Origin of the sequence: Aromatoleum toluclasticum ATCC 700605 (assembly GCF_000378245.1) — a bacterium.
Taxonomy (GTDB): Bacteria; Pseudomonadota; Gammaproteobacteria; order Burkholderiales; family Rhodocyclaceae; genus Aromatoleum; species Aromatoleum toluclasticum.
In genome coordinates this window covers 45,105-67,090 of sequence record NZ_KB899505.1, presented here as the reverse complement: position 1 = coordinate 67,090, position 21,986 = coordinate 45,105, and the positions used below count along the sequence as shown (strand labels likewise).

20 protein-coding genes and 1 riboswitch are annotated in these 21,986 nt (G+C 68.9%); of the genes, 7 read left to right on the top strand and 13 right to left on the bottom strand.

Features of this window, described 5'->3' with window-relative positions; all coding sequences use genetic code 11:
• Window positions 1-14 precede the first annotated feature (14 nt).
• Window positions 15-1,184 carry a hypothetical protein gene (locus F464_RS0121075; RefSeq protein ID WP_018991842.1) on the top strand — a complete coding sequence of 390 codons (1,170 nt, stop codon included), beginning with the start codon at window positions 15-17 and terminating at the stop codon, window positions 1,182-1,184.
• On the opposite strand, the gene F464_RS29230 is transcribed toward F464_RS0121075, so the two are convergent.
• Window positions 1,168-1,830, bottom strand: a complete 663-nt coding sequence (locus F464_RS29230) for a lipopolysaccharide kinase InaA family protein (RefSeq protein WP_018991841.1) — start codon at window positions 1,828-1,830, stop codon at window positions 1,168-1,170. The two genes, F464_RS0121075 and F464_RS29230, sit on opposite strands and share 17 nt — an antisense overlap.
• 92 nt (window positions 1,831-1,922) lie before the next feature.
• On the opposite strand from F464_RS29230, the gene msbA reads away from it, so the two are divergent.
• Window positions 1,923-3,761, top strand: a complete 1,839-nt coding sequence (msbA, locus tag F464_RS0121065) for a lipid A export permease/ATP-binding protein MsbA (RefSeq protein WP_018991840.1) — start codon at window positions 1,923-1,925, stop codon at window positions 3,759-3,761.
• Window positions 3,762-3,878: 117 nt separating this feature from the next.
• On the opposite strand, the gene F464_RS0121060 is transcribed toward msbA, so the two are convergent.
• From F464_RS0121060 to cobU, 12 genes are all read right to left on the bottom strand, one after another.
• The gene (locus F464_RS0121060) at window positions 3,879-5,345 is read right to left on the bottom strand and encodes a lipopolysaccharide kinase InaA family protein (RefSeq protein WP_157354023.1); all 1,467 of its coding nucleotides are present in this window, start codon (window positions 5,343-5,345) and stop codon (window positions 3,879-3,881) included.
• Window positions 5,342-6,166, bottom strand: a complete 825-nt coding sequence (rfaP, locus tag F464_RS0121055; RefSeq protein WP_018991838.1) for a lipopolysaccharide core heptose(I) kinase RfaP — start codon at window positions 6,164-6,166, stop codon at window positions 5,342-5,344. The genes F464_RS0121060 and rfaP overlap by 4 nt, the downstream gene beginning before the upstream one ends.
• Before the next feature lie 7 nt (window positions 6,167-6,173).
• The gene (locus F464_RS0121050; protein ID WP_018991837.1) at window positions 6,174-7,322 is read right to left on the bottom strand and encodes a glycosyltransferase family 4 protein; all 1,149 of its coding nucleotides are present in this window, start codon (window positions 7,320-7,322) and stop codon (window positions 6,174-6,176) included.
• On the bottom strand, window positions 7,322-8,464 hold the full coding sequence (gene waaC / locus F464_RS0121045) for a lipopolysaccharide heptosyltransferase I (protein ID WP_018991836.1): 1,143 nt from the start codon (window positions 8,462-8,464) through the stop codon (window positions 7,322-7,324). The genes F464_RS0121050 and waaC overlap by 1 nt, the downstream gene beginning before the upstream one ends.
• Entirely contained in the window at window positions 8,464-9,522 is a 1,059-nt protein-coding gene (gene waaF, locus F464_RS0121040; RefSeq protein ID WP_018991835.1) for a lipopolysaccharide heptosyltransferase II, read from the bottom strand. The genes waaC and waaF overlap by 1 nt, the downstream gene beginning before the upstream one ends.
• Complete coding sequence (gene rfaD, locus F464_RS0121035; RefSeq protein ID WP_018991834.1) at window positions 9,519-10,481, bottom strand: ADP-glyceromanno-heptose 6-epimerase; 963 nt, start codon at window positions 10,479-10,481, stop codon at window positions 9,519-9,521. Before rfaD ends, waaF begins: the two co-directional genes overlap by 4 nt.
• A 13-nt stretch (window positions 10,482-10,494) precedes the next feature.
• A complete protein-coding gene (gene rfaE1, locus F464_RS29225) occupies window positions 10,495-11,445 on the bottom strand; it encodes a D-glycero-beta-D-manno-heptose-7-phosphate kinase (protein ID WP_018991833.1) in 951 nt (316 codons plus the stop codon).
• 85 nt (window positions 11,446-11,530) lie between these two features.
• Window positions 11,531-12,082 carry an alpha-ribazole phosphatase family protein gene (gene cobC / locus F464_RS0121025; RefSeq protein WP_018991832.1) on the bottom strand — a complete coding sequence of 184 codons (552 nt, stop codon included), beginning with the start codon at window positions 12,080-12,082 and terminating at the stop codon, window positions 11,531-11,533.
• Window positions 12,067-12,837, bottom strand: a complete 771-nt coding sequence (locus tag F464_RS0121020) for an adenosylcobinamide-GDP ribazoletransferase (RefSeq protein WP_018991831.1) — start codon at window positions 12,835-12,837, stop codon at window positions 12,067-12,069. The genes cobC and F464_RS0121020 overlap by 16 nt, the downstream gene beginning before the upstream one ends.
• Window positions 12,838-12,862: 25 nt before the next feature.
• Window positions 12,863-13,912: a nicotinate-nucleotide--dimethylbenzimidazole phosphoribosyltransferase gene (gene cobT / locus F464_RS0121015; RefSeq protein WP_018991830.1), complete on the bottom strand. Its 1,050-nt coding sequence runs from the start codon at window positions 13,910-13,912 to the stop codon at window positions 12,863-12,865.
• 63 nt (window positions 13,913-13,975) lie between these two features.
• Window positions 13,976-15,412, bottom strand: a complete 1,437-nt coding sequence (locus F464_RS0121010; RefSeq protein ID WP_018991829.1) for a diguanylate cyclase — start codon at window positions 15,410-15,412, stop codon at window positions 13,976-13,978.
• Window positions 15,413-15,559: 147 nt separating this feature from the next.
• Window positions 15,560-16,111 carry a bifunctional adenosylcobinamide kinase/adenosylcobinamide-phosphate guanylyltransferase gene (gene cobU, locus F464_RS0121005; protein ID WP_018991828.1) on the bottom strand — a complete coding sequence of 184 codons (552 nt, stop codon included), beginning with the start codon at window positions 16,109-16,111 and terminating at the stop codon, window positions 15,560-15,562.
• A gap of 91 nt (window positions 16,112-16,202) precedes the next feature.
• A riboswitch (cobalamin riboswitch) is annotated at window positions 16,203-16,425 on the top strand.
• A gap of 143 nt (window positions 16,426-16,568) precedes the next feature.
• Between cobU and F464_RS0121000 the strand changes: the two genes are divergently transcribed.
• The 5 genes from F464_RS0121000 (at window position 16,569) to cobA (ending at window position 21,975) form a co-directional block, all read left to right on the top strand.
• Window positions 16,569-18,443 (top strand): TonB-dependent receptor domain-containing protein, encoded by a 1,875-nt coding sequence (locus tag F464_RS0121000; protein WP_018991827.1) that lies wholly within the window; start codon window positions 16,569-16,571, stop codon window positions 18,441-18,443.
• 41 nt (window positions 18,444-18,484) lie between these two features.
• A complete protein-coding gene (locus F464_RS0120995) occupies window positions 18,485-19,465 on the top strand; it encodes a FecCD family ABC transporter permease (RefSeq protein WP_026296202.1) in 981 nt (326 codons plus the stop codon).
• A 90-nt stretch (window positions 19,466-19,555) separates the two neighbouring features.
• A complete protein-coding gene (locus F464_RS0120990) occupies window positions 19,556-20,341 on the top strand; it encodes an ABC transporter ATP-binding protein (RefSeq protein ID WP_018991825.1) in 786 nt (261 codons plus the stop codon).
• A 9-nt stretch (window positions 20,342-20,350) separates the two neighbouring features.
• Window positions 20,351-20,962: a cob(I)yrinic acid a,c-diamide adenosyltransferase gene (gene cobO, locus F464_RS0120985; RefSeq protein WP_018991824.1), complete on the top strand. Its 612-nt coding sequence runs from the start codon at window positions 20,351-20,353 to the stop codon at window positions 20,960-20,962.
• A gap of 167 nt (window positions 20,963-21,129) precedes the next feature.
• Window positions 21,130-21,975 carry a uroporphyrinogen-III C-methyltransferase gene (gene cobA, locus F464_RS0120980; protein ID WP_018991823.1) on the top strand — a complete coding sequence of 282 codons (846 nt, stop codon included), beginning with the start codon at window positions 21,130-21,132 and terminating at the stop codon, window positions 21,973-21,975.
• Window positions 21,976-21,986: the final 11 nt, after the last annotated feature.

Genomic DNA, 21,986 nt, shown 5'->3' with positions numbered 1-21,986 from the left:
TCTGACGAGATCGAATGCCAGTATCCGCGATGCGCCCGAGCAGATTCCGGGCGGAATTCTTTCCCGCTGTCCTGTTCGTCTTCATGGTGTCCTTTTTCCTGCCGATATCGGCCAAGGCATCGAACAACATCTTTTATGCCGGTCTGGCTGTCCCCGCGGTGATCTGGTGGCTGTCGTTGCCGCGATTGGCACTTGAACCGTACAAGGCGGCCCCGGTCTTCTTCGCCTGCTTCGGGTTGTTCGCACTCCTGCTTGGGTTCAGGGATGTCTCCTTCCTTAAGGATTCCGTCTATATCGCGGTGTTGTTCCTGACTTGCGTGATGATCGAGAAGAACGAGGGCGCGGTCAGGCGGTCGTTCCTGGCGTATTCGCTGGTCGCGCTGGCATTGCTGGTCGTGGCGACGGTCGATTGGGTCCTGGCCCTTCGGACCTCCGGTCTGGCGCAGCGAATCGCACTGTGGGGACGTACCGGGAATCCGATTTTCGCGGCACTCATGATCATTTCCGGTCTGGTCTTTCTGTGGGTGTTCCACGTCGAGGCGCGTCTGGCACGATCGTCGGCTGTCGCCCGCTGGCTTGGCCTGCTGGGGCTCGTCGGGCTTTGCGCCGCATGTGCGGTCGTCTTTCAGGCCCGTTCGGCACTGCTCGGCATGGCATTCTTCCTGGTCGGATACGCGGTTCAGCGCCGGTATATCAAGGCGGTGCTGATCGTGCTCGGGCTTGTCGTGCTGGTTCTGCTTGCCAGCGGCGCCGGCTCGATCTTGTTGGAGCGCGGAGCGAGCTACCGACTGGATATCTGGGAAGCGGCTATCCGGAGAGTGGTCGGGGAGTGCGGCGTGGTTTTCGGATGCGGAAAGGACCAGCACCTGATCCTGGGGCAGTTCTATCATCCGCACAGTGCCTACGTCTCAGCGTTCTATTTCGGCGGATTGTCGAGTCTGCTGACGTTCGCCGCGATGGCCGCAGCCTTCTTCGTGCTGACCTGGCGTGCGCGATCTTCCTGGCTCCTGGTGGCGCTGGTAGGTTGGGGGGGCTTGTTGACGGACACCAACGGGGTGATCGCCTCCCCGCGCACGCTGTGGGTATTCTTCTGGATCCCGGTCTTCATGGCCGTGATCGAAAGCGGCCGGCCCGCCCTCGAAGCGTATTACCGCGCCCGGGACGGGGTCAGGACGCCGGATTGAGGTTGGGCATGCGCGCCAGGTGCGCCGCTTCCATGCGCACGCGCGACGCATCGTTGTAGGCTGCGAGGAAGCGCGCGGTGCCGAGTTCCGTGATGAAACGGGCATCGTCCTTGTAGCGGAAGAAGTGGCGGAAGTTGCGGATGCGCTTGGGGCGGCTGATCGGTGCGCGTTGCGCGCGCATGTCGGACAGGTCGATCAGGCCGAATTCCCCCGACGGCGTGAGGATCACGTTGCCGAAGTGCAGCGAGCGGAAATAGATGCCCAGGTCGTGCAGTCGGGCAATGAAGGCGGCGAGCCGCAGCAGCATGGCGCCGCGTTCCGCGGCCGGGAGGCCGGGCAGCAGGCCGCGGACCGTGTCTCCGGGCAGCGGCCAGTAGCGTACGGCGGTCTTGCCCTCGCTGTCGAATTCGTACAGTTCCGTGACCTGCGGGCAGGGAATCCCGCGCGCAGCGAGCGATTCGACGTTGTTCCGGAAGCGTCTTGCGGGCGGGAAGAGCAGCGCCGACGAGAGGATGCGCTTGCGGCGGAACAGTTTGAGAAAGGAGCCGTCGCCGAGGCGCAGGACCTTTTCTCCCTTCGGGTCTGCCTCGATGACCGTTGCGCCTTTGCGCAGGGCAGAAAACGCTTCGCGGGTCAGCTTGGTCACGGGGTTCGGGCGCCGGGTTTCAAAGGTACAATTCTACCCCGCATGCTTCCCTGCAAGCCCGTTTTGCGGCGGTGCACGATTCCCCTTTCCGGATGCTCCACGACTTGAAGCGCCATAAAGAACCAAAGCCCGCAGAAACGAAGCCCGCTTCCAGCCTCAGGATCTATCTTCGCCTGCTGACCTACGTCCGGCCCTACGTGCCGGCCTTTGCCGTCAGTATCGTGGGCTTCCTGATCTTCGCCTCGTCCCAGCCGATGCTCGCGGGGATTCTCAAGTATTTCGTGGATGGCCTGACGAACCCGGACGCGGTGATGTTCCCCGGCGTGCCGCTGCTCGCGACGCTGCCGCTGATGAAGGCCGTGCCGGTGATGATCGTGGCGATCGCGATGTGGCAGGGGGTGGGGTCCTATCTGGGCAATTACTTCCTCGCCAAGGTGTCGCTGGGCCTGGTGCACGATCTGCGCATGGGGCTGTTCGACAGCCTTCTGCGACTGCCGAACCGTTATTTCGACCAGACGAACTCCGGCCACCTTATCTCGCGCATCACCTTCAACGTGACGATGGTGACGGGGGCCGCGACGGATGCGATCAAGATCGTCATCCGCGAAGGGCTGTCGGTGATCTTCCTGTTCGGCTACATCCTGTGGATGAACTGGAAGCTGACGCTGGTGATGCTGGCCATCCTGCCGGTGATCGGGCTCATGGTGACGAACGCGAGCCGCAAGTTCCGCAAGCAGAGCAGGAAGATCCAGGCAGCGATGGGCGACGTGACGCACGTGGCCTCGGAGACGATCCAGGGCTACCGGGTGGTGCGCAGCTTCGGCGGCGAGGAGTACGAGTCGCGGCGCTTCCGTGCGGCGAGCGCGGATAACACGAACAAGCAGCTGCGCATGGTCAAGACCGGCGCGATCTACACGCCGGCGCTGCAGCTGGTGACCTACGCGGCGATGGCGGCGTTGCTGTTCCTGGTGCTGCTGTTGCGCGGCGAGGCGTCGGCGGGCGACCTGGTGGCCTACATCACCGCGGCCGGCTTGCTGCCGAAGCCGATCCGGCAGTTGTCGGAGGTCAGTTCGACGATCCAGCGCGGCGTCGCGGGGGCAGAGAGCATTTTCGAGCAGCTCGACGAGCCGATCGAGGAGGACCGCGGCACGGTCGAGCGCGACCGGGTCGAGGGGCGGCTGGAAGTGCGCGACCTGAGTTTCCGCTATCCGGGCACGGACCGGCCGGTGCTCGACGGCATCAGCTTCAGCGTGGAGCCGGGGCAGATGGTGGCGCTGGTCGGGCGCTCCGGCAGCGGCAAGTCGACGCTCGCGAACCTGATCCCGCGCTTCTACCATCATGAGAGCGGCCACATCCTGATCGACGGCGTCGATGTCGAGGATTACACGCTGAAGAACCTGCGCCGCCATATCGCGCTGGTGACGCAGCAGGTGACGCTGTTCAACGATTCGGTGGCGAGCAACATCGCCTATGGCGATCTTGCCGGCACGCCGCGCGAGGCGGTCGAGCGCGCCGCGCGGGCGGCCTTTGCGGCCGAGTTCATCGAGCGCCTGCCGCAGGGCTACGACACGGACATCGGCGAGAACGGCGTCGTGCTGTCGGGTGGACAGCGTCAGCGCCTGGCGATTGCGCGCGCGCTGCTGAAGGATGCGCCGGTGCTGATCCTGGACGAGGCGACGTCGGCGCTGGACACCGAGTCGGAGCGCCACATCCAGGCCGCGCTCGACCGGGTCATGCGCGGGCGTACGACGCTCGTGATCGCGCACCGGCTGTCGACGATCGAGAAGGCCGACGTGATCATGGTCATGGAGCAAGGGCGCATCGTCGAGCGCGGCACACATGCCGAACTGCTCGCGCGCGACGGCCACTACGCGCGGCTGTACGCGATGCAGTTCGCGGAGCACGGCGAAGGGGCGGCCGCCGGGGAGTAAGGTCCGGCGTGCCGGCATGGCAACCCCGTGCCGTTCGGGCTGAGCCTGTCGAAGCCCTGCCGATGCCCTTCGACAAGCTCAGGGCGAATGGTCGTATTCGACTGCCGCTTGGAATGCTCAGGGGCGACCCGGCAGCATCGCGTCGAGCCAGCGATGTAGCGGCGATTCCGCCGGCCAGTTGCGCAGGAAGCGCGCGCGGTCGCGGCGCCAGGCGCGGTGGAAGCCGGTTTGCGTGGCGTGCTGGCAGGCAGCGTCGAGGTCGATCACGAGGGCCTGGCTGCCGTCCCACAGCAGGTTGGTCGCTTTCAGGTCGCCGTGGCTGATGCGTTCGCGGTACAGGGTCTCGAACAGCACGCGCAGCGAGGCGGCCTCGGCGGGCGCGGGTTCGGTGTCCGGTGCGAGATGGGCGAGCATGTCCGGCCCGCCGCAGTATTCGGTGACGAGCCAGGCGCGCGCGCGCAGCGGTCCCCAGCGTTCCTCGATCAGCGCCAGCGGCCGCGGCGTCGGGATGCCGAACAGGCTGAGGCGGTGTCCTTCGCGCCACGAGTGCCAGGCGCGCGTCGGCCGCCATGCGCGCGAGATCGCGTGGCCCAGGTGCTTGAGGTTGTAGCGTTTGATGACGAGCGGACGCCCGTCCAGTTCCACGCGCGCTACGGTGCAGGTGTTGCCGCGCTTCAGCGCCTTGCCGGCGGCGATCCAGCTGTCGGGGTCGGCGAGGATGGGAGCGAGGGTGTCGGCCTCGCCGCGCACGACGGCCTCGAAGCGGTGCACGCTGCGGCGCACGCGAAAGAGGGTGCAGTCGCGCCCGCTCTTGTCGAGGTAGTCGCGCAGGCGCCACGCGCGCTCGTGCCGCAGCGCGCGGGCGAGCACGGTGGCGTCGATGGCTTGCGCCCCGCCGTCGCGGTAGGCGTCGAGGAGCGGCGCCAGGGAGCCGTCCCAGGTACGCGGCAGCTGTGCGATCAGCATCGCGAGGTCGCGGGCGGCGGGCTTGGCCGCGAGTGGCGCCGCGGCGCACGTGACGGCGTCGCCGTCGATGAGGTGCAGTTGCCCGTCGTGCAGCAGGAAATTGCCGAAATGCAGGTCGTCGTGGGCGAGACCGGCCCGGTGCAGGCGCCCCAGCAGGCTGAACGCGGGGGCGAGCAGGGCGATGGCGGCGGCCTCGCCCGGCGGGCATGCGGCGAGCGGACGCCAGTGGTCGAGGAGCGTCGTCGCGTCGTCGAGGAATTCCGTCAGCAGGAGGTGGCCGCCGCCTGGCAGTGCCGGGGCGGCGATCGTGGCGGGCGTCGGGATGCCCGCGGCGGCCAGCGCGCCGATGCCGCGGTGTTCGCGCTCCCGGTGGCGGGCGCTGTCCTTGTCGATGAAGAGCTTCGCGAGCACGCGTCGGCCGTCGAGCAGGCTTTCGCCGACGACGCGCTTGTGCGGCAGTACGCGCAGCAGGCGGAGCATCGTGAGCTCGCGCCCGTCGCCGAGCGCGACGCGGAAGGGCACGGCGGGTGCGCGTCCGGCCATGCGCAATGCGGCAGCGTCGATGAGGGGGGGGGCGGCGATCAACGGGGGCGTGGCGACGGGGGCCTGAGGGGTCATCGCTGCAGTGCCGGCCGATGGGCGAACTTGCGCTCGTAGCGGCGCTTGAGGCGGGCGGCCTCGCGTTCGAGGTGGGCGAACAGGCGCGCTTCACGTGCGAGCGTCTCGCGCAGCGGGCCGGGGAAGTAGTCGCGCACGAAGCGCAGCTTGTCGCGCCGCGTGAGGCCGATGTCGAGCGCGGAGAAGTACAGCGCCGCGAGGTCCTTGTCGCGCCAGCGCCGCGGCGTGCGTTCGCGCAGCTGCGCGCGGTGCAGGTCGATCACGGACAGGCGCAGCCGGTCGGGCGCCGGTGGCGGGTCCAGGTCGAGCAGGAAGTGGACCAGGTAGAAGTCGCGGTGGTTGATGCCGGCTTCGTGCATGCCGCGCGCGATGCGGGTCACTTCCTTGAGCAGCGCGCGTTTGAGGGCCACCGGTGGCGGCTTGTCGGCCCACTCGCGCGTGAAGGCGTCGAGGTCGATGGTCGGTTCCAGCGCCTCGGTGATCAGGAAGGACTCGCGCCGCGCCGGGCCGCGCCCGCGGTCGCCGAAGGCCACTGCCGTCATCGTGCCCAGGCCGTGCGCGTGGAAGGCCTGGATCGCGCGCCATTCGTTCTCGGCGCCGAGCACCGGGTGGCGCAGGCGCGCGAGGTTCTCGAGGATCTCGCCCCAGCCGATGCCGCGGTGCAGCTTGGCGTAGTAGCCGCGACCGGCGAGCTCGAAGCGGAAGGTGCGCCGACCTTCGAGTTCGCGCACGACGGTGCCGGTGAGCGCCGCAGCGGCTGCGAAGGGGTCGCGCCCGGCCCACAGCGTTGCGATGGGTTCGGCGAGGACGACGGTACTCATCGGAACATCACGCCGGTTGGCGTCCGCGACGGTCCGGGCCCCGCGAGCCGAGGATCACGTCGGCGGCGCGCTCCGGCAGGCTGTACAGGTCGTGGCTGTCGGCATATGCGAGCGCATTGCTGTGCCAGCGAGCCCGCGCCGCGTCGTCGTCGAGCATCTGTGCGAGCGCGGCGTTCATCTCGGCCTGGTCGAACGGTTCCGCGATGACGCGCCCGGCCTCGGCTTCCTCGATGTAGTGCGCGTAGCCGCAGGCGCCGCTGACCAAGGCAGGCAGGCCCGCGACCAGGGCTTCGAGCAGCACGGTGCCGGTGTTCTCGTGGCGTGCCGGGTGGGTGAACAGGTCGGCGCCGAGCAGGAAGCGTGGCACGTCGCTGCGCCCGCCGGGCAGCGTCACGCGCCCGGCGATGCCCAGCGTGCGCGCCTGGTCCATGAAGGGCTTGGGATCGTCGGCGCCGAGTGCCATCAGGTGCGTGCGGCGCTTGAGGGGATCGGGCAGCGCGCCGATCGCCGCGAGCGTGCGGTCCAGGCCCTTGCGCGGGAAATCGGAGCCGATCTGCACGACCAGAAGGTCGTCGTTGGCTAGGTGGAACTCCTCCCGGAAGGCGGCGCGGATCCCGGTGGCGTTCGCGGGGGCGCGGCGGTCCGGGGCGATGCCCGGCGGCAGCGGGTGGAAGCGGCGCTGCGGCGTGCCGTAGTACTTCGCGAACAGGGCCTGCTGCGCGGGCGAGATGGTCAGGATCTCGGCATGCACCTCGGGCGCGAACACCGCGCGCTCGTAGGCCGAGAAGTGGCGGTAGCGCGGGCTGTAGCGGTACAGCGGCTTCCTCAGGCGGCGCGCCTTGTCCTCGAAACAGGGGTCGGCGGCGTAATACACGTCGAGCCCCGGCATCTTGTTGAAGCCGACGATGCGGTCGGTGGGGTGGCGGCGCAGGTCGGCCTGCACCCAGTCGGTGAATTTCGCGTAGCGGCGATGGTTGGAGAACGCCTTCGCCGGCACGCGCACGAGCTCGAAGCCCGGCGGCACCTCGCCCTCCCATTCGAGGGCGTACACGCGGATGCCGTGGCCGCGCGCCTGGCAGGTCAGCGCGATGCGCAGGAAGTCGCGCTGCAGGCCGCCGAAGGGAAAGTACTTGTACAGGCAGAAAGCAAGCTGCATCAGCGGGCCTTGCGGTCGAAAACGGGGCGCAACGCCTCGCTGCAGTCGTCCGGCGAGGGGGGCGTGCCGGCCGCTTCCTCGCCCGGGGCGCCGTCCGCGATCACGGACTGCAGCGCGCGCCACACGCGCTCCGGGGCGAGGCGCGTGAAACACAGCGGTTGCTCGGTCGTTAGGTCGAAGCGGGACCGCTCCTCCTCGGTCGGTTCGTGCGTGCAGCGGCGCTGCAGGCAGGGCGCGCAGGCCATGTTCGACGCGAAGTGGAACTGGTTGTGGCCCCAGGCGCCGGTGAAGCCGGGGTTGGTCGGGCCGAACAGCGACAGCGTCGGCACGTCGAAGGCCGCGGCGAGGTGGCCGAGGCCGGTGTCTACGGCGACACAGGCGCGCGCGCCAGCGAGCTGGGCCGCGATGCCGGCGAGCTTCAGGCGCGGCAACACGGTGACGTTGGCGAGGCCGGTGGCGAGGCGTTCGGCGCGCGCGCGCTCCTCGTCGTTGCCCCAGGGTAGGCGCACCGCCCAGCCGCCGTCGCGGGCGAGTCCGAGGAGTTGCCGCCAATAGGTTTCCGGCCAGTGTTTGGTCGCCCAGGTGGTGCCGTGCAGGAACAGCAGGTAGTCGCCCACGTCGCGTCCGGGTGGCAGTACGCGGCGGCGATCCAGACCGTATTCCCCGGGGCCGTCGGGCACGGGGTAGCCGAGCGCGCGGGCGAACAGTTCGCGCACGCGCTCGACGGCATGGTGACCGACCGGCACAGGATGGGTGTGCGTGTAGAAGCGCGTCGCGAACGGTTCGCGCGCCGAGTTGCGGTCCAGGCCGTGCACCGGCCGGCTCGCGTAGCGCGTCAGGAAGGCGCTCTTGATGAGGCCCTGCGCGTCGATGGTCGCGTCGTAGCGGCCCTGTCTGACGCGGCGGGTGAAGCGCCGCCATTCGCCGCTGCGCAGCGCCGCGAAGGGCGACTTGCGCCAGCGCCGCACGGCGACCGGGATCACTTCGTCGACGGCCGGGTGCCAGGACGGGATCTCGGCAAAGGCTTCCTCGACGACCCAGTCGAAGCGGATGCCGGGGATCGCGCGCGCGGCATCGGTGAGCGCCGGCAAAGTGTGGATGACGTCGCCGAGCGACGAGGTCTTGACGACCAGTACGCGCATCAGGCGGCTCCGCGGGTGTCCTGCTGCGCCGTCACGCCCAGCGTCGCGAGGGCGGCGAGCACGCTGGCCGGCGTGATGTCCTGCAGGCAGCGGGTGTGACCGAGCGGGCACACCCGCTCGAAGCAGGGCGAGCATTCGAGCCGCAGGTAGCGGACCGCGACGCGGTCGGACAGCGGTGGCGTGTGGTCGGGCGTCGAGGAACCATAGACGGCGACCAGCGGCCGGTCGAGCGCCGCGGCGACGTGCATCAGGCCGGAGTCGTTGGTCACCGCGGCAGCGCTTATCGCCAGCAGGTCGACGGCGTCGCCGAGCTGGGTGCGGCCGCACAGGTTATGCACGCCCTCACCTTTGCCCTCTCCCGCCTTCGCGGCGATTTCCTGGCCGGCGGGCGCGTCCTTGGCCGAGCCGAGCACCCACACCTGGTAGCCGCGCTCGACGAGCTCGGCGGCGAGGGTGCCGTAGTGCGCGAGCGGCCATTGCTTGGCGGGGCCATATTCGGCGCCGGGCATGAAGGCGATCGCGGGGCGGTCCGGGTCGAGGCCCAGTTCGGCACGCAGACGCGCCTGGCTGGCCGTGTTCGCGACCAGACGCGGGCGCGGAAAGGGCTGCGACAGCGGCTTGCCGGCAGGGCGCCCGAGGGCGACGAAGCGCTGCACGGTCATCGGCAGCGCGGCCTTGTCGAGGCGGCGCATGTCGTTGATGAGGCCGTAACGCATCTCGCCGCGGAAGGCGGTGCGCTGCGGGATCCGCGCGAAGAAGGGGGCCAGTGCGGACTTCAGGGAGCCCGGGAGCACGATCGCCTGATCGTAGTGCCGCCTGGCAAGTTCGCGGCCCAGCCGCCAGCGCTCCTTCAGGCCGATCTGGCCGTGGCCGAGCGGCATGGCGATGCCGCCGCGCACCTCGGGCATGCGCTCCAGGATGGCCAGCGACCAGCCCGGCGCGAGGACGTCGATCTCGCACGGACCTTCGGCTTTCAGGGTCATGAAGAGGCTCTGTGCCATCACCATGTCCCCGACCCACGACGGGCCGACCACCAGGATCTGCCGCGGCTGCGTCATCCGAGGCTCTGTGCCAGCCAATCCATGTACTTCGGTACGCCGACTTCGACCGGCATGAACGTGTCCGCGTAGCCGGCGGCGCGCAGTGCCCCCATGTCGGCCTGCGTGTAGCTCTGGTAACGGCCCTTGAGGTGCTCGGGGAAGGCGACGTAGTCGATGCCGCCGCCCCCGCCTTCGCCCTTGTGCCAATTGATCGCGGCGCGGGCTACTTCGTTGAAGCTCTGCGCCTTGCCGGTGCCGACATTGAAGATGCCCGAGACCTGCGGGTTGTCGAGCAGCCACAGGTTCACGGCGACGACGTCGTCAACGTGGATGAAGTCACGCCGCTGTTCGCCCGGGCCGTAGCCGTCCGAGCCTTCGAAGAGGCGCAGCCGGCCGCTCTCGTTGAGCTGGTTCTTGAAGTGCCAGGCGACGCTCGCCATGCTGCCCTTGTGCTGCTCGCGCGGGCCGTACACGTTGAAGTAGCGCAGGCCGGCGACCTGGCTCTTGACGTTCGGCAGCTGCGGGCGCAGATGGCAGTCGAAGAGGAACTTCGAGTACGCGTACATGTTCAGCGGACGCTCGAATTCGCGCGCCTCGCGGAAGGTCGGGCCCATGCCATAGACCGAGGCCGAGGAGGCGTACAGGAAGGGAATCCCGCGCTCGACGCACCAGCCGAACAGCGCCTTGGTGTAGTCGTAGTTCACGGTCATCACGAAGCGGCCGTCCCACTCGGTGGTCGAGGAGCAGGCGCCTTCGTGGAATACCGCCTCGATGCGGCCGAAATCCTCGCCGGCCTGGATGCGGCGCAGGAAGTCGTCCTTGTCCGCGTAGTCGCGGATGTGCGCGTCGGCGAGGTTGAGGCACTTGCGCCCGTCGGTGAGGTCGTCGACGACCAGGATGTCGGTGATGCCGCGGGCGTTGAGGCCCTGCACGATGTTGCTGCCGATGAAGCCGGCGCCGCCGGTGACGATGTACATGATGACTCCTTGTTCAGTGCGTGGCGCCGAGCGCCTCGCGCAGTTCCTCGCAGCTGACGGTCGCGGTGCCGAGCTTGCCGACGACGACGCCGGCGGCGACGTTGGCGAGCGCGGTCGCATCGGGCAGCGACAGCCCGCAGGCGAGCCCCGCGCCAAGCACCGCGACGACCGTGTCGCCCGCGCCGGTGACGTCGAACACGTCGCGCGCACGAGTGGGCAGGTCGAGCGGGGGCTGCCCCCTTTGCAGCAGCGTCATGCCGCGCTCGGAGCGCGTGACGAGCAGCGCTTCCAGGTCCAGCGCCTCGCGCAGCGCCTCGCCGCGCTGACGCAGCGTGGCGTCGTCGGCACAGTGCCCTACGACCGCTTCGAATTCGGAAAGGTTCGGGGTGATCACGGTCGCGCCGCAGTAGCGGCCGAAGTCCGTGCCCTTTGGATCGACGACGACCGGCACCTTGCGCTCGCGCGCGACGCGGATCAGGTCGCCGACCTGCGCCAGTGTGCCCTTGCCGTAGTCGGACAGCACCACCGCGCCGCACGCGCCGACCGCGTCCTCGAAGGCCTGTTCGATGCCGGCGCTTTCCAGCACTGCGAAACTGTCCTCGAAGTCGAGGCGAATGAGCTGCTGGTGGCGGCTGATGATGCGCAGCTTGGTGATCGTCGGGTGCTGCGGCGCCTCGAGCAGGCGGCACGCGACGCCGCCCGATTCGAGCTGTTCACGCAGCAGGCGCGCCGCTTCGTCGCGGCCCACGAGGCCCACGAGTTCGGCCCCTGCACCCAGCGAGGCTGCGTTGAGTGCGACGTTCCCGGCACCTCCGGCGCGGTACTCGTCCCCCTCGACCTTCACGACCGGCACCGGCGCCTCGGGCGAGATGCGGGTGGTCGAGCCGTGCCAGTAGCGGTCGAGCATCACGTCGCCGACGACGAGGACGCGACCGGTAGAGAAATCGGGCAGGGGCGGCAGCATGGACGGGGTGGCGGGCAAAATGGAAGGCGGGGCAGCGCGTTGAAAAGTCGGCAATTATCCCACGAACCGGGTAGTGCGCGATGTTTCAGCGGTTGAACCACTTCAGCACGACGCCCCATTCCTCGACGTCGAGGCGCGCGGCGTGGCCGCAGGCGAAGTCGAGGCTCAGCCAGCGTTCGGCGGGGATTCCCAGCAGGTGGCCGGCGATTGCGCGCAGCGGACCGCCGTGGGCGATCACGACGACGGGGTCGGCGGGCGCGTTGGCGAGGAGGGCGTCGAGCCACTGCAGCACGCGCTCGCTCATGTCGTGCGCCGACTCGCCGCCCGGGGCGCGAAAGCCCATCGGATCCGTGACCCAGGTGTCGATCGCCGGGCCGAGTTCGGCGTACGGGCGCAGTTCCCATTCGCCGAAGTGCATCTCCTTGAGGCGATCGTCGAGCAGGGGCGAACCGAGTTCGGCAGCGAGCAGGCGCGCGCGCGCCAGCGGGCTCGCGTGCAGCACGAAGCGCGCAGGCAGGATCGGGCGCAGGCGCGCGGCGACGGCATCCGGTGCTTCGGCGAGGCCCACGTCGGATTGGCCGTAGCACACCCCGGCCGGCACGTCCGGCCGCGGGTGGCGGATCAGGTGAAGTTCCATGCCGCGAGGAGGCCCAGATAGATCGCCAGTTCGGTCGCCTGCTGCACGGCGCCGAGGCAGTCGCCGGTGTAGCCGCCGAGGCGCCGGCGCAGATAGCGGGCGCCCCACAGCGTGACCGCGATGGCGGCGGCGAGGGCGCTCGCGGCCGCGGCGGGCGCGAGCAGGGCGAGCGGCAGTGCGCCAAAGCCGGCCGCGAGCGCGAGTTCGGTGCCGGACAAGCGGCGTGCGAGCGGCTTCGCCTTCGCCGTTTCGTCCTCGCGCACGTATTCGAGGGTGTGGATCAGGCTCGTCGAGGCGAGCCGCGAGAGCGGATGCGCGACGAGTAGGGCGGTCGCGACCCCGGCGCTGCCCGCCGCGGCCAGTTCGACCAGCGCGGCGGCCTTGGTGAGCAGCATCAGCAGCAGCCCGACGCTGCCGTAGCTGCCGATGCGCGAGTCCTTCATGATCGTCAGTGCCTGCAGCTTGTCCCAGCCGCCACCCAGGCCGTCGCAGGCGTCGGCCCAGCCGTCCTCGTGGAAGGCGCCGGTCGCGCGTATCGTCACCGCCATCGACAGCAGCACGGCGACGGTCGGCGGCAGGATCTGCGCGAGCGCGAGCCAGCTCGCCGCGCCGATTGCGCCGACGACCCAGCCGACGAGCGGGAAGTAGCGCGCCGCGTGGTTCAGCCGCTCAGGCGACCACGGCACCCAGGCGGGCACCGGCAGGCGCGTGAAGAAGCCGAGCGCGGTGAAGAAGAGTTCGAGCTGGTAGCGCATCGTGCGGGCGGCGTTCAGGAGCCCCTCAGTCGTCCTTCCCGCTGATGCTGGCCGACTCGAAGCTCGCCATCTCGTTGAGGAAGTTTGCCGCCGCCTGCACGAGCGGGAAGGCGAGCGCGGCGCCGGTGCCTTCGCCCAGGCGCAGGTCCAGTTCCATCAGCGGATCGACACTGAAGTGCTTGAGCTGTGCGGTGTGGCCCGGCTCCTTCGAGCGGTGGGCGAACACGCAGTAGTCGAGGATTTCGGGGGCGATCGCGTGGGCGACGAGCAGCGCGGAGGTGACGATGAAGCCGTCGATCAGCAGCGTCATGCGCTTTTCGGCCGCGCCGAGCATCGCGCCGGCCATCACGGCGATCTCGAAGCCGCCGTATTCGGCGAGCGCCGCGCGCGGATCGGTCGGGCGGCCGCCGCGGGCGAGTGCCTGGCCCAGCAGTTCGCGCTTGCGCACGAGGCCGGCATCGTCGAGGCCGGTGCCGCGTCCCGTCACGGTGACGAGGTCGGCGCCGCCCCCCTCGCCGATCAGGCAGTGCGTCAGCAGCGAGGCCGACGCGGTGTTGCCGATGCCCATCTCGCCGAAGCCGACCAGATTGCAGCCGTTGGCGGCGAGCGCGTGCGCAAGTTCGCGTCCGCGGGTGAGCGCCGCCTCGCACTGCTCGGCGCTCATCGCCGCCTGTTCCAGATAGTTCTCGGTGCCCGGTCCGAGTTTGGCGTTGACGAGGCCCGGGCGCTGCCCGAATTCGTGGTTCACGCCGCAGTCGATGACGGTGAGCCCGAGCCCCATCTGACGGCTGAAGACGTTGATCGCCGCGCCGCCGGCGAGGAAGTTTTCGACCATCTGCCAGGTGACGTCCTGCGGGAAGGCGGAAATGCCCGCGCGCGCCGCGCCGTGATCGCCGGCGAAGACCATGATGTGGGGTTGGCGGATCTCGGGGCTGAGCGTCTGCTGGATCAGTCCCAGCTGCAGCGCCAGCGGCTCCAGGCGGCCGAGCGCGCCCTGTGGCTTGGTCTTGTTGTCGATGCGTTGCTGGAGGTCGGCCGCGAGCGTGCGCGCGGGTGCGCAGATCTGGAAGGTCATGATTGCGGTATGCGTTTGCCCTGAAAGGGCTGCGATGGTAGCACGCAGCGCGTGCTGCGAGCCTCACGCCCGGGCAATGCTGCGGGGGCCACCCTGCTGGCGGTTGAGGCGTTTGCCTTCCTTGGCACGGCGCATGAGCTTGCTGGCCTGCTTGAGCAGCGTGACGGCATTGGAGCCTTCGTTGCCGGAGATCGCGCTGCCCATCGAGACGTCGAGCATGAAGGTCTGCCCCTCGACCTGGATTGCCTCGCCGGCCACCAGGGTGACCGCGTTCGCGACGCGCTGCAGGTCGTTCATGTCGAACACTTCCTCGAGCACGATCACGAACTGGTCGTTCTCGGGGCGTGCGACGGTGTCCTGTTCGCGCACGATGCTGCGCAGCCGCTGCGCGGCGATCCTGAGGATCTCGTCGCCGACATCCTGCCCGTAGCTGTCGTTGATCGCGCTGAACTCGTCGAAGTCGAGCATCACGACGCCGATGCGGGTGTTGTGGCGCTTGGCGCGGATGATGCCCTGGTCGATGCGGTCGGTGAGCAGCAACTGGTTCGCAAGGCCGGTGAGCGGATCGTGGTGCGCCATCTGCTGGAAACGCTGCTCGCTTTCCTGCAGGCGATGGGTGAGGGATTCGATCTCCTGGCTGCGCTGCGCCATGCCCTGGGTGAGGAACTGTTCGGATGCCTGCAGGGATTCGATCGAGTGCTCCAGGCTGGCGAGTTCTTCGGCGTGACGGGCGACGCGTTCGCGCCAGTTCGAACCGGTGCGCTCGGCGAGCGCGAGCGACATCGTCAGCACGCCGAACGTCCATGCGAGCTGGAGTGCGTGAATCGGAAGCCCCGCGGGACGCAACAGCCCGCTGTGGGTGGCCAGGAACAGGAGCGCGCCGACGAGCATCGCGGTCCAGCCGGCAATGAGAATCGTCGCGCCCGGCCGCCTCTGCTGGCGGCCATGGATGGCGCAAGCGGTGGCGAGCAGCGCGAAGGCCGGGCTGATGCCGGCGATGAGCGTGCTGGGGTAATCGCCCGGCAGCACGAAGGTGCTGGCCAGCGCGATGGCGAAAAGTGCCGCGAAGACCTTGAGCGCAAGGTCGAGGCGCGGCGAGCGTGCTGCAGTGTGCAGGTATTCGCGGGTGAACAGTGCGGCGCACAGGCCCGCGAGCGCGAGACCGAAGGGTTCGGCGGTCGTGGTCCAGCGGCCGGCGGGTTCGCCCGACGCAAAGCCGTGAAGCAGTCCGAGGGCCAGCAGGCCGAGGCCAGTGCCGAACGCGAATCCGGCGTAGACGACATAACAGCGGTCGCGGTTGGTGAAGAACTGCAACAGGCTTTTGAGTAGCAGGGCTGCCGTGAAGCCGACGTAGAAGACGGTGGCTATCAGGTTGGTCAGGAGGTCGCCGCTTCCGGCTTGCGCATCGGGCTGCGCGAAGGCCGCGAGCGGAAGCGCCAACGCCACCGGCAGGATGACCCGCAGCCGTGCGCCGGTGAACGCCCTGAGACGTTCGTCCATTGTGTCATCCGGTTGCGCCGCAACGTCCATGCCTGCCTGATCGAAAATCTGGTTACGGAAATACAATTCTAGGAGGCAATCGCCTCCGGCGTACAAAAAATACGACACGTCATAGGCAGCGACGTGCCGCATTGTTGCGGTTTGCACTCAGGCGCCGCCCTTGAGTGCCAGGGGCAAACCTGCAGCGACGAAGGTGACGCGCTCGCAGGCAGCGGCAGCCATCTGGTTGAGGCGGCCCGCTTCGTCGCGAAAGAAGCGCCCGAGCGCGGTATCGGGGACGAGTCCCAGTCCGACCTCGTTGGCGACGAGTAGGACCTCGCCGCGCAGGGTCGGCAGGATTTCCAGCAGCGCCGCGCGCTCCGCATGGAGGACCGGCGGCAGTCCGGCCCCGGCAGGATCGGGCAGGTCGCCAACATCGGCCATCAGGTTGGTGAGCCACAGCGTCAGGCAGTCGACGATCACGCAGCGCCCGGCGGCGGCTTCGCGTGCGAGCGTCGCCGCGAGTGCCAGCGGTGTTTCGACGGTGCGCCAGCCGGCCGGGCGGTCGTCCTGATGCCGTCGGATGCGGGCCTTCATCTCGTCGTCGAGGGCTTCGGCGGTGGCGATCACGGTGACGGGTAGTCCGCTGGCAATGGCGAGGCTTTCGGCGTGGCGGCTCTTGCCCGAGCGGGCGCCGCCGAGGATCAGATGTGCGGGCATGTCTTTGGAATTGCGCGTATTTTTTGCGCTGCGGGAAATTGCGGAACGCGCTATTATCCGCCCCGCGTCCGCTTTTTCGGGCGCGACGTGTTTCAGGTGCCCGACGGCGGCTCACGCCATAGGGTTAAACGGGAAACAGGTGCGCGAACGGCTCCCGGAGCCGGCGACGCAAGGCCTGTGCTGCCCCCGCAACGGTAAGTGGACGCAAGGCGCATCCAACCGCCACTGGACGAGAGTCCGGGAAGGCGATGCGTCCGGTCCGGCACTCCACGATGGAGCGCCGGCCAGCCCACGAGCCCGGATACCGGCCCGGACACGAGAAGGCGGAAGTCCGCGGGGAGGCGGCGACGGGCGTGCTTCGCAGCGGCTCAACACGTATTTCCCCGGGCGGCGCTTCCATTGTGAAGATGACCAGTGGCGCGGGGACGCGACCGCTGGCGCAGGGAGATAACCCCAGATGAACATCCGTCTGTCCGCTACCGCCGTCGCGGTGGCCGCCGCATTGCCGTTTGCTACCGGTGCACTGGCTGCCGAAGAGAAGATCGGCGAGACCGTGGTCGTGACCGCAGCCCGTCAGCCTCAGCGCGCGTCCGAAGTCCTCGCCAGCGTGGACGTCATCGAGCGCGCTGAAATCGAGGAATCCGGACAGTCCTCACTGCTCGAACTGCTCGGCAACAGGGCCGGCGTGCAGATTTCGAGCAATGGTGGGCCCGGAAAGACATCGTCCTTGTTCATGCGTGGCACGAACTCGAACCACACGGTGCTGTTCGTCGACGGCGTGCGCGTCGGTTCAGCGACGACCGGGCAGGCGCCGTTCCAGAACATTCCGCTCGACCAGATCGAGCGTGTCGAGATTCTGCGCGGACCGGCATCTGCCCTGTATGGCGCGGACGCTGTCGGCGGCGTGGTGCAGGTGTTCACGAAGAAGGGGGAGGGCGGTTTCCGGCCCGAACTCTTTGTCGGCGCGGGCACCTACGAGACGACCGATGTGAGCGCCGGCGTCTCGGGCGCTGCCGGCGCGTGGTCGTACGCCTTCCGGGCAGGGCAGTACGAGACCGACGGCGTGTCAGCCAAGAAGGGACCTTTCGCTGCCCGCCGGGTTTTTCACGATTACGATCCGGCCCTCGACGCGGACCGCGACGGCTTCCGTGCCACGACGGCCTCGGGCAGCCTGGGCTTCAAGTTCAACAACGACCACGATCTCGAACTGAATGTCCTGCACGCGCAAACGCGCAACTGGTATGACGGGAACGGCTTCAATTCCCGCGGCGGTGCGGACGTGGGCAATGATGACGTGGCGGAGTCGATCGGCCTGGCGAGCCGCAACCGGCTGACGTCGAACTGGACGAGCACAGTCCGGATCGCACAATCGAAGGACGAGTCGAGCGGCTTCCGCGATTCATTCCAGTTCGATACGCGTCAGAGCCAAGCAGTATGGCAGAACGACGTCAAGCTGCCGCTCGGGTCGGCGCTTCTCGCCTACGAGTACCTGGACCAGCGCGTAGACAGCACCACCGCCTTCGCGAAGAAGGGGCGCCGGATCGAGTCGCTGCTTGCCGGTTGGAATGCCAGCCTCGGCCAGCATCAGTGGCAACTCAATGTGCGCCAGGACAAGAACAGCCAGTTCGGTGACGAAACGACCTATTTCGCGTCTTACGGATACAAGTTGACGCCCCTGTGGTCCGTTTCGGCAGCCCTGGGGACCGCGTTCAAGGCGCCGACGCTGAATGATCTCTATTACGAGGACGCCTTCGGAAACCACGGCGATCCGTCGCTGAAGCCGGAACGCTCACGCAATCGGGAGGCGGCGCTGAAGTACGACGACGGGCGCCATAGCGCGTCCGCGACCTATTTCAACAACAGGATATCCAACCTCATCGAATGGAATGCTGCACCCCCCACCTTCGCGTTTGTGCCGGAGCAGACCGATGACGCCCGGATCGAGGGCTGGGAATTCGCATACGCAGCCAAGCTTTATGGTTTCGACGTTTCGACGAGTATCGACCTGATGGATGCGAAGAACCTCGAGACCGGAAAGCGCCTGCATCGGCGCGCGCGGGAGCAGGGCCGGCTGGCGATTTCGCGCGAAGTGGGGCCGTTCCGCTTCGGCGGCGAGCTCATCGGCGTCGGCAAGCGATTCGACCGCGCCGGCGAGGTCAATGAGCTGTCGGGCTATTCGCTGCTGAACCTTTTTGCGCGCTATGCCGTCAATCGCGACTGGGCGATCGAAGCCAGGGCGAACAACGTGCTCGATCGCGATTACGAGCTCGCGAAAGGGTTCAATACGCTCGGCGCCGCGGTCTTCGTAGGCGTGCGTTACGCACCGAAGTGACCGACGTATTTAGGCAACCCTGACCGTAAGACGGGCGACCCATGCCAAGGCGCACATCTGCCGGCTTCGTGATCGCAGCGCTGATGCTTGCGGGCGTGTGCGCGCTGGCATGGGCCCTGTCCGCCGGCGATCTGACCATCGGCCCCGGCGAGGTCTTCGATGCGCTCTTCCGCGGCGCCGAGGGCATGGGGGCCGACGTCGTGCGCGAGCTGCGCCTGCCGCGTGCGGTGGCGGTGTTCGTATGCGGCGGGCTGCTGGCGCTGGCCGGCGCGCTGATGCAGGTGCTGCTGCGCAACCCCCTCGCCGATCCCTACGTGCTGGGCGTGTCGGGTGGGGCGGCGGTCGGTGCGCTGGCGGCGATGCTGGCCGGCCTCTCGCCCTGGGCCGTCGATGGCGCGGCCTTCGGCGGCGCATTGGCGGCGATGCTGGTGGTGTTCGGGCTGGCGCATGGCGACGGCTCGTGGACGCAGACGCGGCTGCTGCTCACGGGCGTCATCGTCGCGGCCGGCTGCGGCGCGGCGGTGACGCTGATGCTGTCGCTGGCGACCGACACGCGCCTGCAGTCGATGCTGTTCTGGCTGATGGGCGACGCGAGCGGCGCGAGCCGGCCGTGGCCGGCGCTCGTCGTGCTCGTTGCGGGGCTCGTCGCGGTGCTGCCCGTTGCGCGCGACCTCAACGTCCTCGCGCGCGGCGAGACCGCCGCCTCCGCGCTGGGCGTCCGTGTGCGGCGGCTGCGCTACCTGCTGTATGTGCTGGCGTCGCTGCTCACGGCGGCTGCGGTGACGCTGGTCGGTTCCGTCGGCTTCGTCGGCCTGATCGTGCCGCATCTCGTGCGCTTCGTGCTCGGCAACGACCAGCGCCAGCTGTTGCCGGCGGCGCTGCTGGCGGGCGGCACGCTGCTGACGCTCGCCGACACGGCCGCGCGCACCGTGATGGCGCCCGTGCAGCTGCCGGTCGGGGTGCTGACCGCACTGATCGGCGTGCCGGTGTTCCTCTTCCTGCTGTCGCGCAATCCGCGTTGAGATGGTGTGCCCCGTGCCCGCAACTGACGGTTCTCCGCTACCCCCCCAAGGGGGGCGCATCCTCCCCGGGACGGCGCGGCGGAGGGCGTGATGGCTGCGACGGATTCTTCCCTCGTCCTGCTGGAAGCCGACGGCATTGCGCTGCAGGTGGGCGAGCGCTGGCTGTGCTGCGAATTCAGCCTGCGGCTGGCGGCGGGAGAGTGCCTCGTGCTGCTGGGGCCCAACGGCGCCGGCAAGACGACGCTGCTGCACACGCTGGCCGGCCTGCGTGCGCCCACGGTGGGCAGCGTGGGCCTCGGCGGCCGCCCCTACGCGGACTGGGACAGTCTCGCGGCGGCGCGCTTTCGCGGGCTGCTCCCGCAACAGCAGCCGGATCATTTTTCTGCCTCGGTGCTGCAGACGGCGCTGATCGGCCGCCACCCGCATCTCGGCCGCTGGGGCTGGGAGAGCGCGGCCGACGTTGCCATCGCGCAGGCGGCGCTGGCCGAAGTGGGCCTCGCGGAGCTCGCGGGACGGGACATCCTCAGCCTGTCCGGCGGCGAGCGCCAGCGCGTGTCGATCGCGACGCTGCTGACGCAGGCGCCGCGGCTCTTCCTGCTCGACGAGCCGACGAACCACCTCGACCTGCACTACCAGGTCGCCGTGCTTGAGCTTTTCGCCCGCCTCGGGCGCGAGGGGCGCGGCGTCGTGATGGTGCTGCACGACATCAACCTCGCGACGCGCTTCGCCGACCATGTGATCCTGCTCGACGGCAAGGGCGGCGTGCTGGCCGGCACGCGCGAGGACGTCCTGCAGGCGGACCACCTCAGCCGCGCCTTCGACCACCCGATCCGTCGGCTCGATGTCGACGGGCGCACGCTTTTCATTCCCGACTAGAGGAAAGACATGAATACTCCCGACACCGACAGGAACACCCGCCACGCCGAGCGCATGCAGCGCAAGAAGACGGTCGTGGATGAGAAGATCGCTGCGGCGCAGAACGAGCGCGGCGTGCTGCTGGTCAATACCGGCAACGGCAAGGGCAAATCGAGCGCCGCCTTCGGCGTCGTCGCGCGCGCGCTCGGCCACGGCATGCAGGTCGGCGTCGTGCAGTTCATCAAGGGGCGCTCGGACACCGGAGAGGAGGCTTTCTTCCGCCGCCAGCCCGGCGTCGTGTGGCACGTGATGGGCGAAGGCTTCACCTGGGACACGCAGGACCGCGAGCGCGACGTCGCGAGCGCCGAGGCTGCGTGGGAAAGGGCGCGGACGCTGCTGCGCGATCCCGCGGTCGGACTGGTGGTGCTCGACGAGTTGAACATCGCGCTGAAGTACCGCTATCTTGACGTGAATGCCGTCGTCGCCGACCTGCGCGCGCGCCCCGTGATGCAGCACGTGATCGTGACCGGCCGCGCGGCGCCGCCGGAGCTCGTCGAGGCCGCCGATACGGTCACCGACATGGGGCTCGTCAAGCACGCGTTCGCGGCCGGCGTGAAGGCGATGCCGGGCCTGGAGTTCTGAGCAACTCGATCGTCGCTTTCCTGGCAGCCATACGGTTCAGGCACGAGTACAAATGAAGTCTTCGAAGGCCGGGACGTTCCTCCCCCTTCAAGAGGAGGGAGAAGCCGCGCAGCGCCCCGCCGACATAGCCTGATTACTTGCTCGGTAAACAAACACGAGAAGTCCCCATGTCCCTTCCCGACCTCCCGAATCCCCGCCCCGGTCCGGCTGCGGGCCACGTCTACCTCGTCGGCGCCGGCCCGGGTGACCCCGAACTGCTGACGCTGCGCGGTGCGCGCCTCGTCGCCGGTGCCGACGCGATCGTCTACGACAACCTCGTCAGCCCGGCGATCGTCGATCTCGCCCCGGCATCGGCCGAGCGCCACTACGTCGGCAAGAAGGCCGCCGACCACACGCTGCCGCAGGACGACATCAACCAGTTGCTGGTGCGGCTCGCGCAGGCCGGCAAGCGCGTCGTGCGCCTGAAGGGGGGTGACCCCTTCATCTTCGGGCGCGGCGGCGAGGAGATGGAAGTGCTCGTCGCGGCCGGGATCACCGTCGAAGTCGTGCCCGGCGTCACCGCCGCGGCGGGCGTTGCCGCCTACGCCGGCATCCCGCTCACGCACCGCGACCATGCACGGTCGGTGGTGTTCACGACCGGCTTCCTCAAGGACGGCGCGCTCGATCTCGACTGGCCGATGCTCGCGCGACGCGGGCAGACGCTGGTCATCTACATGGGCATCTCGCGTCTGCCCGACATCTGCCGCGAGCTCGTCGCGCACGGCCTGCCGGCCGAGACGCCGGCAGGCGTCATCGAGCGCGGCACGACGCAGGCGCAGCGCGTCGCCGTCGGCACGCTCGCGAACCTGCCCGAAGTCGTCGCGGCCGAAGGCATCCGTCCGCCCGCGCTGACCATCGTCGGCGAGGTCGTCGGCCTCTATCCGCGGCTCGCGTGGTTCGCGCCCGAGGCCGTATCGGCGTCGCACCCTCCGCACGCAGGGTGTGCGGCCGTGCGCGGGGAGCAGGGCGACTGATCGCCCGCGGA

What these genes read in the sequence shown, in the direction of transcription:
- rfaD (WP_018991834.1), bottom strand. Translation starts at nt 10,481, where the DNA reads ATGTACATCGTCACCGGCGGCGCCGGCTTCATCGGCAGCAACATCGTG.
- F464_RS0121060 (WP_157354023.1), bottom strand. Translation starts at nt 5,345, where the DNA reads ATGACCCCTCAGGCCCCCGTCGCCACGCCCCCGTTGATCGCCGCCCCC.
- F464_RS0121050 (WP_018991837.1), bottom strand. Translation starts at nt 7,322, where the DNA reads ATGCAGCTTGCTTTCTGCCTGTACAAGTACTTTCCCTTCGGCGGCCTG.
- cobC (WP_018991832.1), bottom strand. Translation starts at nt 12,082, where the DNA reads ATGGAACTTCACCTGATCCGCCACCCGCGGCCGGACGTGCCGGCCGGG.
- cobA (WP_018991823.1), top strand. Translation starts at nt 21,130, where the DNA reads ATGTCCCTTCCCGACCTCCCGAATCCCCGCCCCGGTCCGGCTGCGGGC.
- F464_RS0121075 (WP_018991842.1), top strand. Translation starts at nt 15, where the DNA reads ATGCCAGTATCCGCGATGCGCCCGAGCAGATTCCGGGCGGAATTCTTT.
- F464_RS0121010 (WP_018991829.1), bottom strand. Translation starts at nt 15,412, where the DNA reads ATGGACGAACGTCTCAGGGCGTTCACCGGCGCACGGCTGCGGGTCATC.
- F464_RS0120995 (WP_026296202.1), top strand. Translation starts at nt 18,485, where the DNA reads ATGCCAAGGCGCACATCTGCCGGCTTCGTGATCGCAGCGCTGATGCTT.
- F464_RS0121000 (WP_018991827.1), top strand. Translation starts at nt 16,569, where the DNA reads ATGAACATCCGTCTGTCCGCTACCGCCGTCGCGGTGGCCGCCGCATTG.
- F464_RS0120990 (WP_018991825.1), top strand. Translation starts at nt 19,556, where the DNA reads ATGGCTGCGACGGATTCTTCCCTCGTCCTGCTGGAAGCCGACGGCATT.
- rfaP (WP_018991838.1), bottom strand. Translation starts at nt 6,166, where the DNA reads ATGAGTACCGTCGTCCTCGCCGAACCCATCGCAACGCTGTGGGCCGGG.
- cobO (WP_018991824.1), top strand. Translation starts at nt 20,351, where the DNA reads ATGAATACTCCCGACACCGACAGGAACACCCGCCACGCCGAGCGCATG.
- cobT (WP_018991830.1), bottom strand. Translation starts at nt 13,912, where the DNA reads ATGACCTTCCAGATCTGCGCACCCGCGCGCACGCTCGCGGCCGACCTC.
- msbA (WP_018991840.1), top strand. Translation starts at nt 1,923, where the DNA reads ATGCTCCACGACTTGAAGCGCCATAAAGAACCAAAGCCCGCAGAAACG.
- waaC (WP_018991836.1), bottom strand. Translation starts at nt 8,464, where the DNA reads ATGCGCGTACTGGTCGTCAAGACCTCGTCGCTCGGCGACGTCATCCAC.
- F464_RS0121020 (WP_018991831.1), bottom strand. Translation starts at nt 12,837, where the DNA reads ATGCGCTACCAGCTCGAACTCTTCTTCACCGCGCTCGGCTTCTTCACG.
- cobU (WP_018991828.1), bottom strand. Translation starts at nt 16,111, where the DNA reads ATGCCCGCACATCTGATCCTCGGCGGCGCCCGCTCGGGCAAGAGCCGC.
- rfaE1 (WP_018991833.1), bottom strand. Translation starts at nt 11,445, where the DNA reads ATGCTGCCGCCCCTGCCCGATTTCTCTACCGGTCGCGTCCTCGTCGTC.
- waaF (WP_018991835.1), bottom strand. Translation starts at nt 9,522, where the DNA reads ATGACGCAGCCGCGGCAGATCCTGGTGGTCGGCCCGTCGTGGGTCGGG.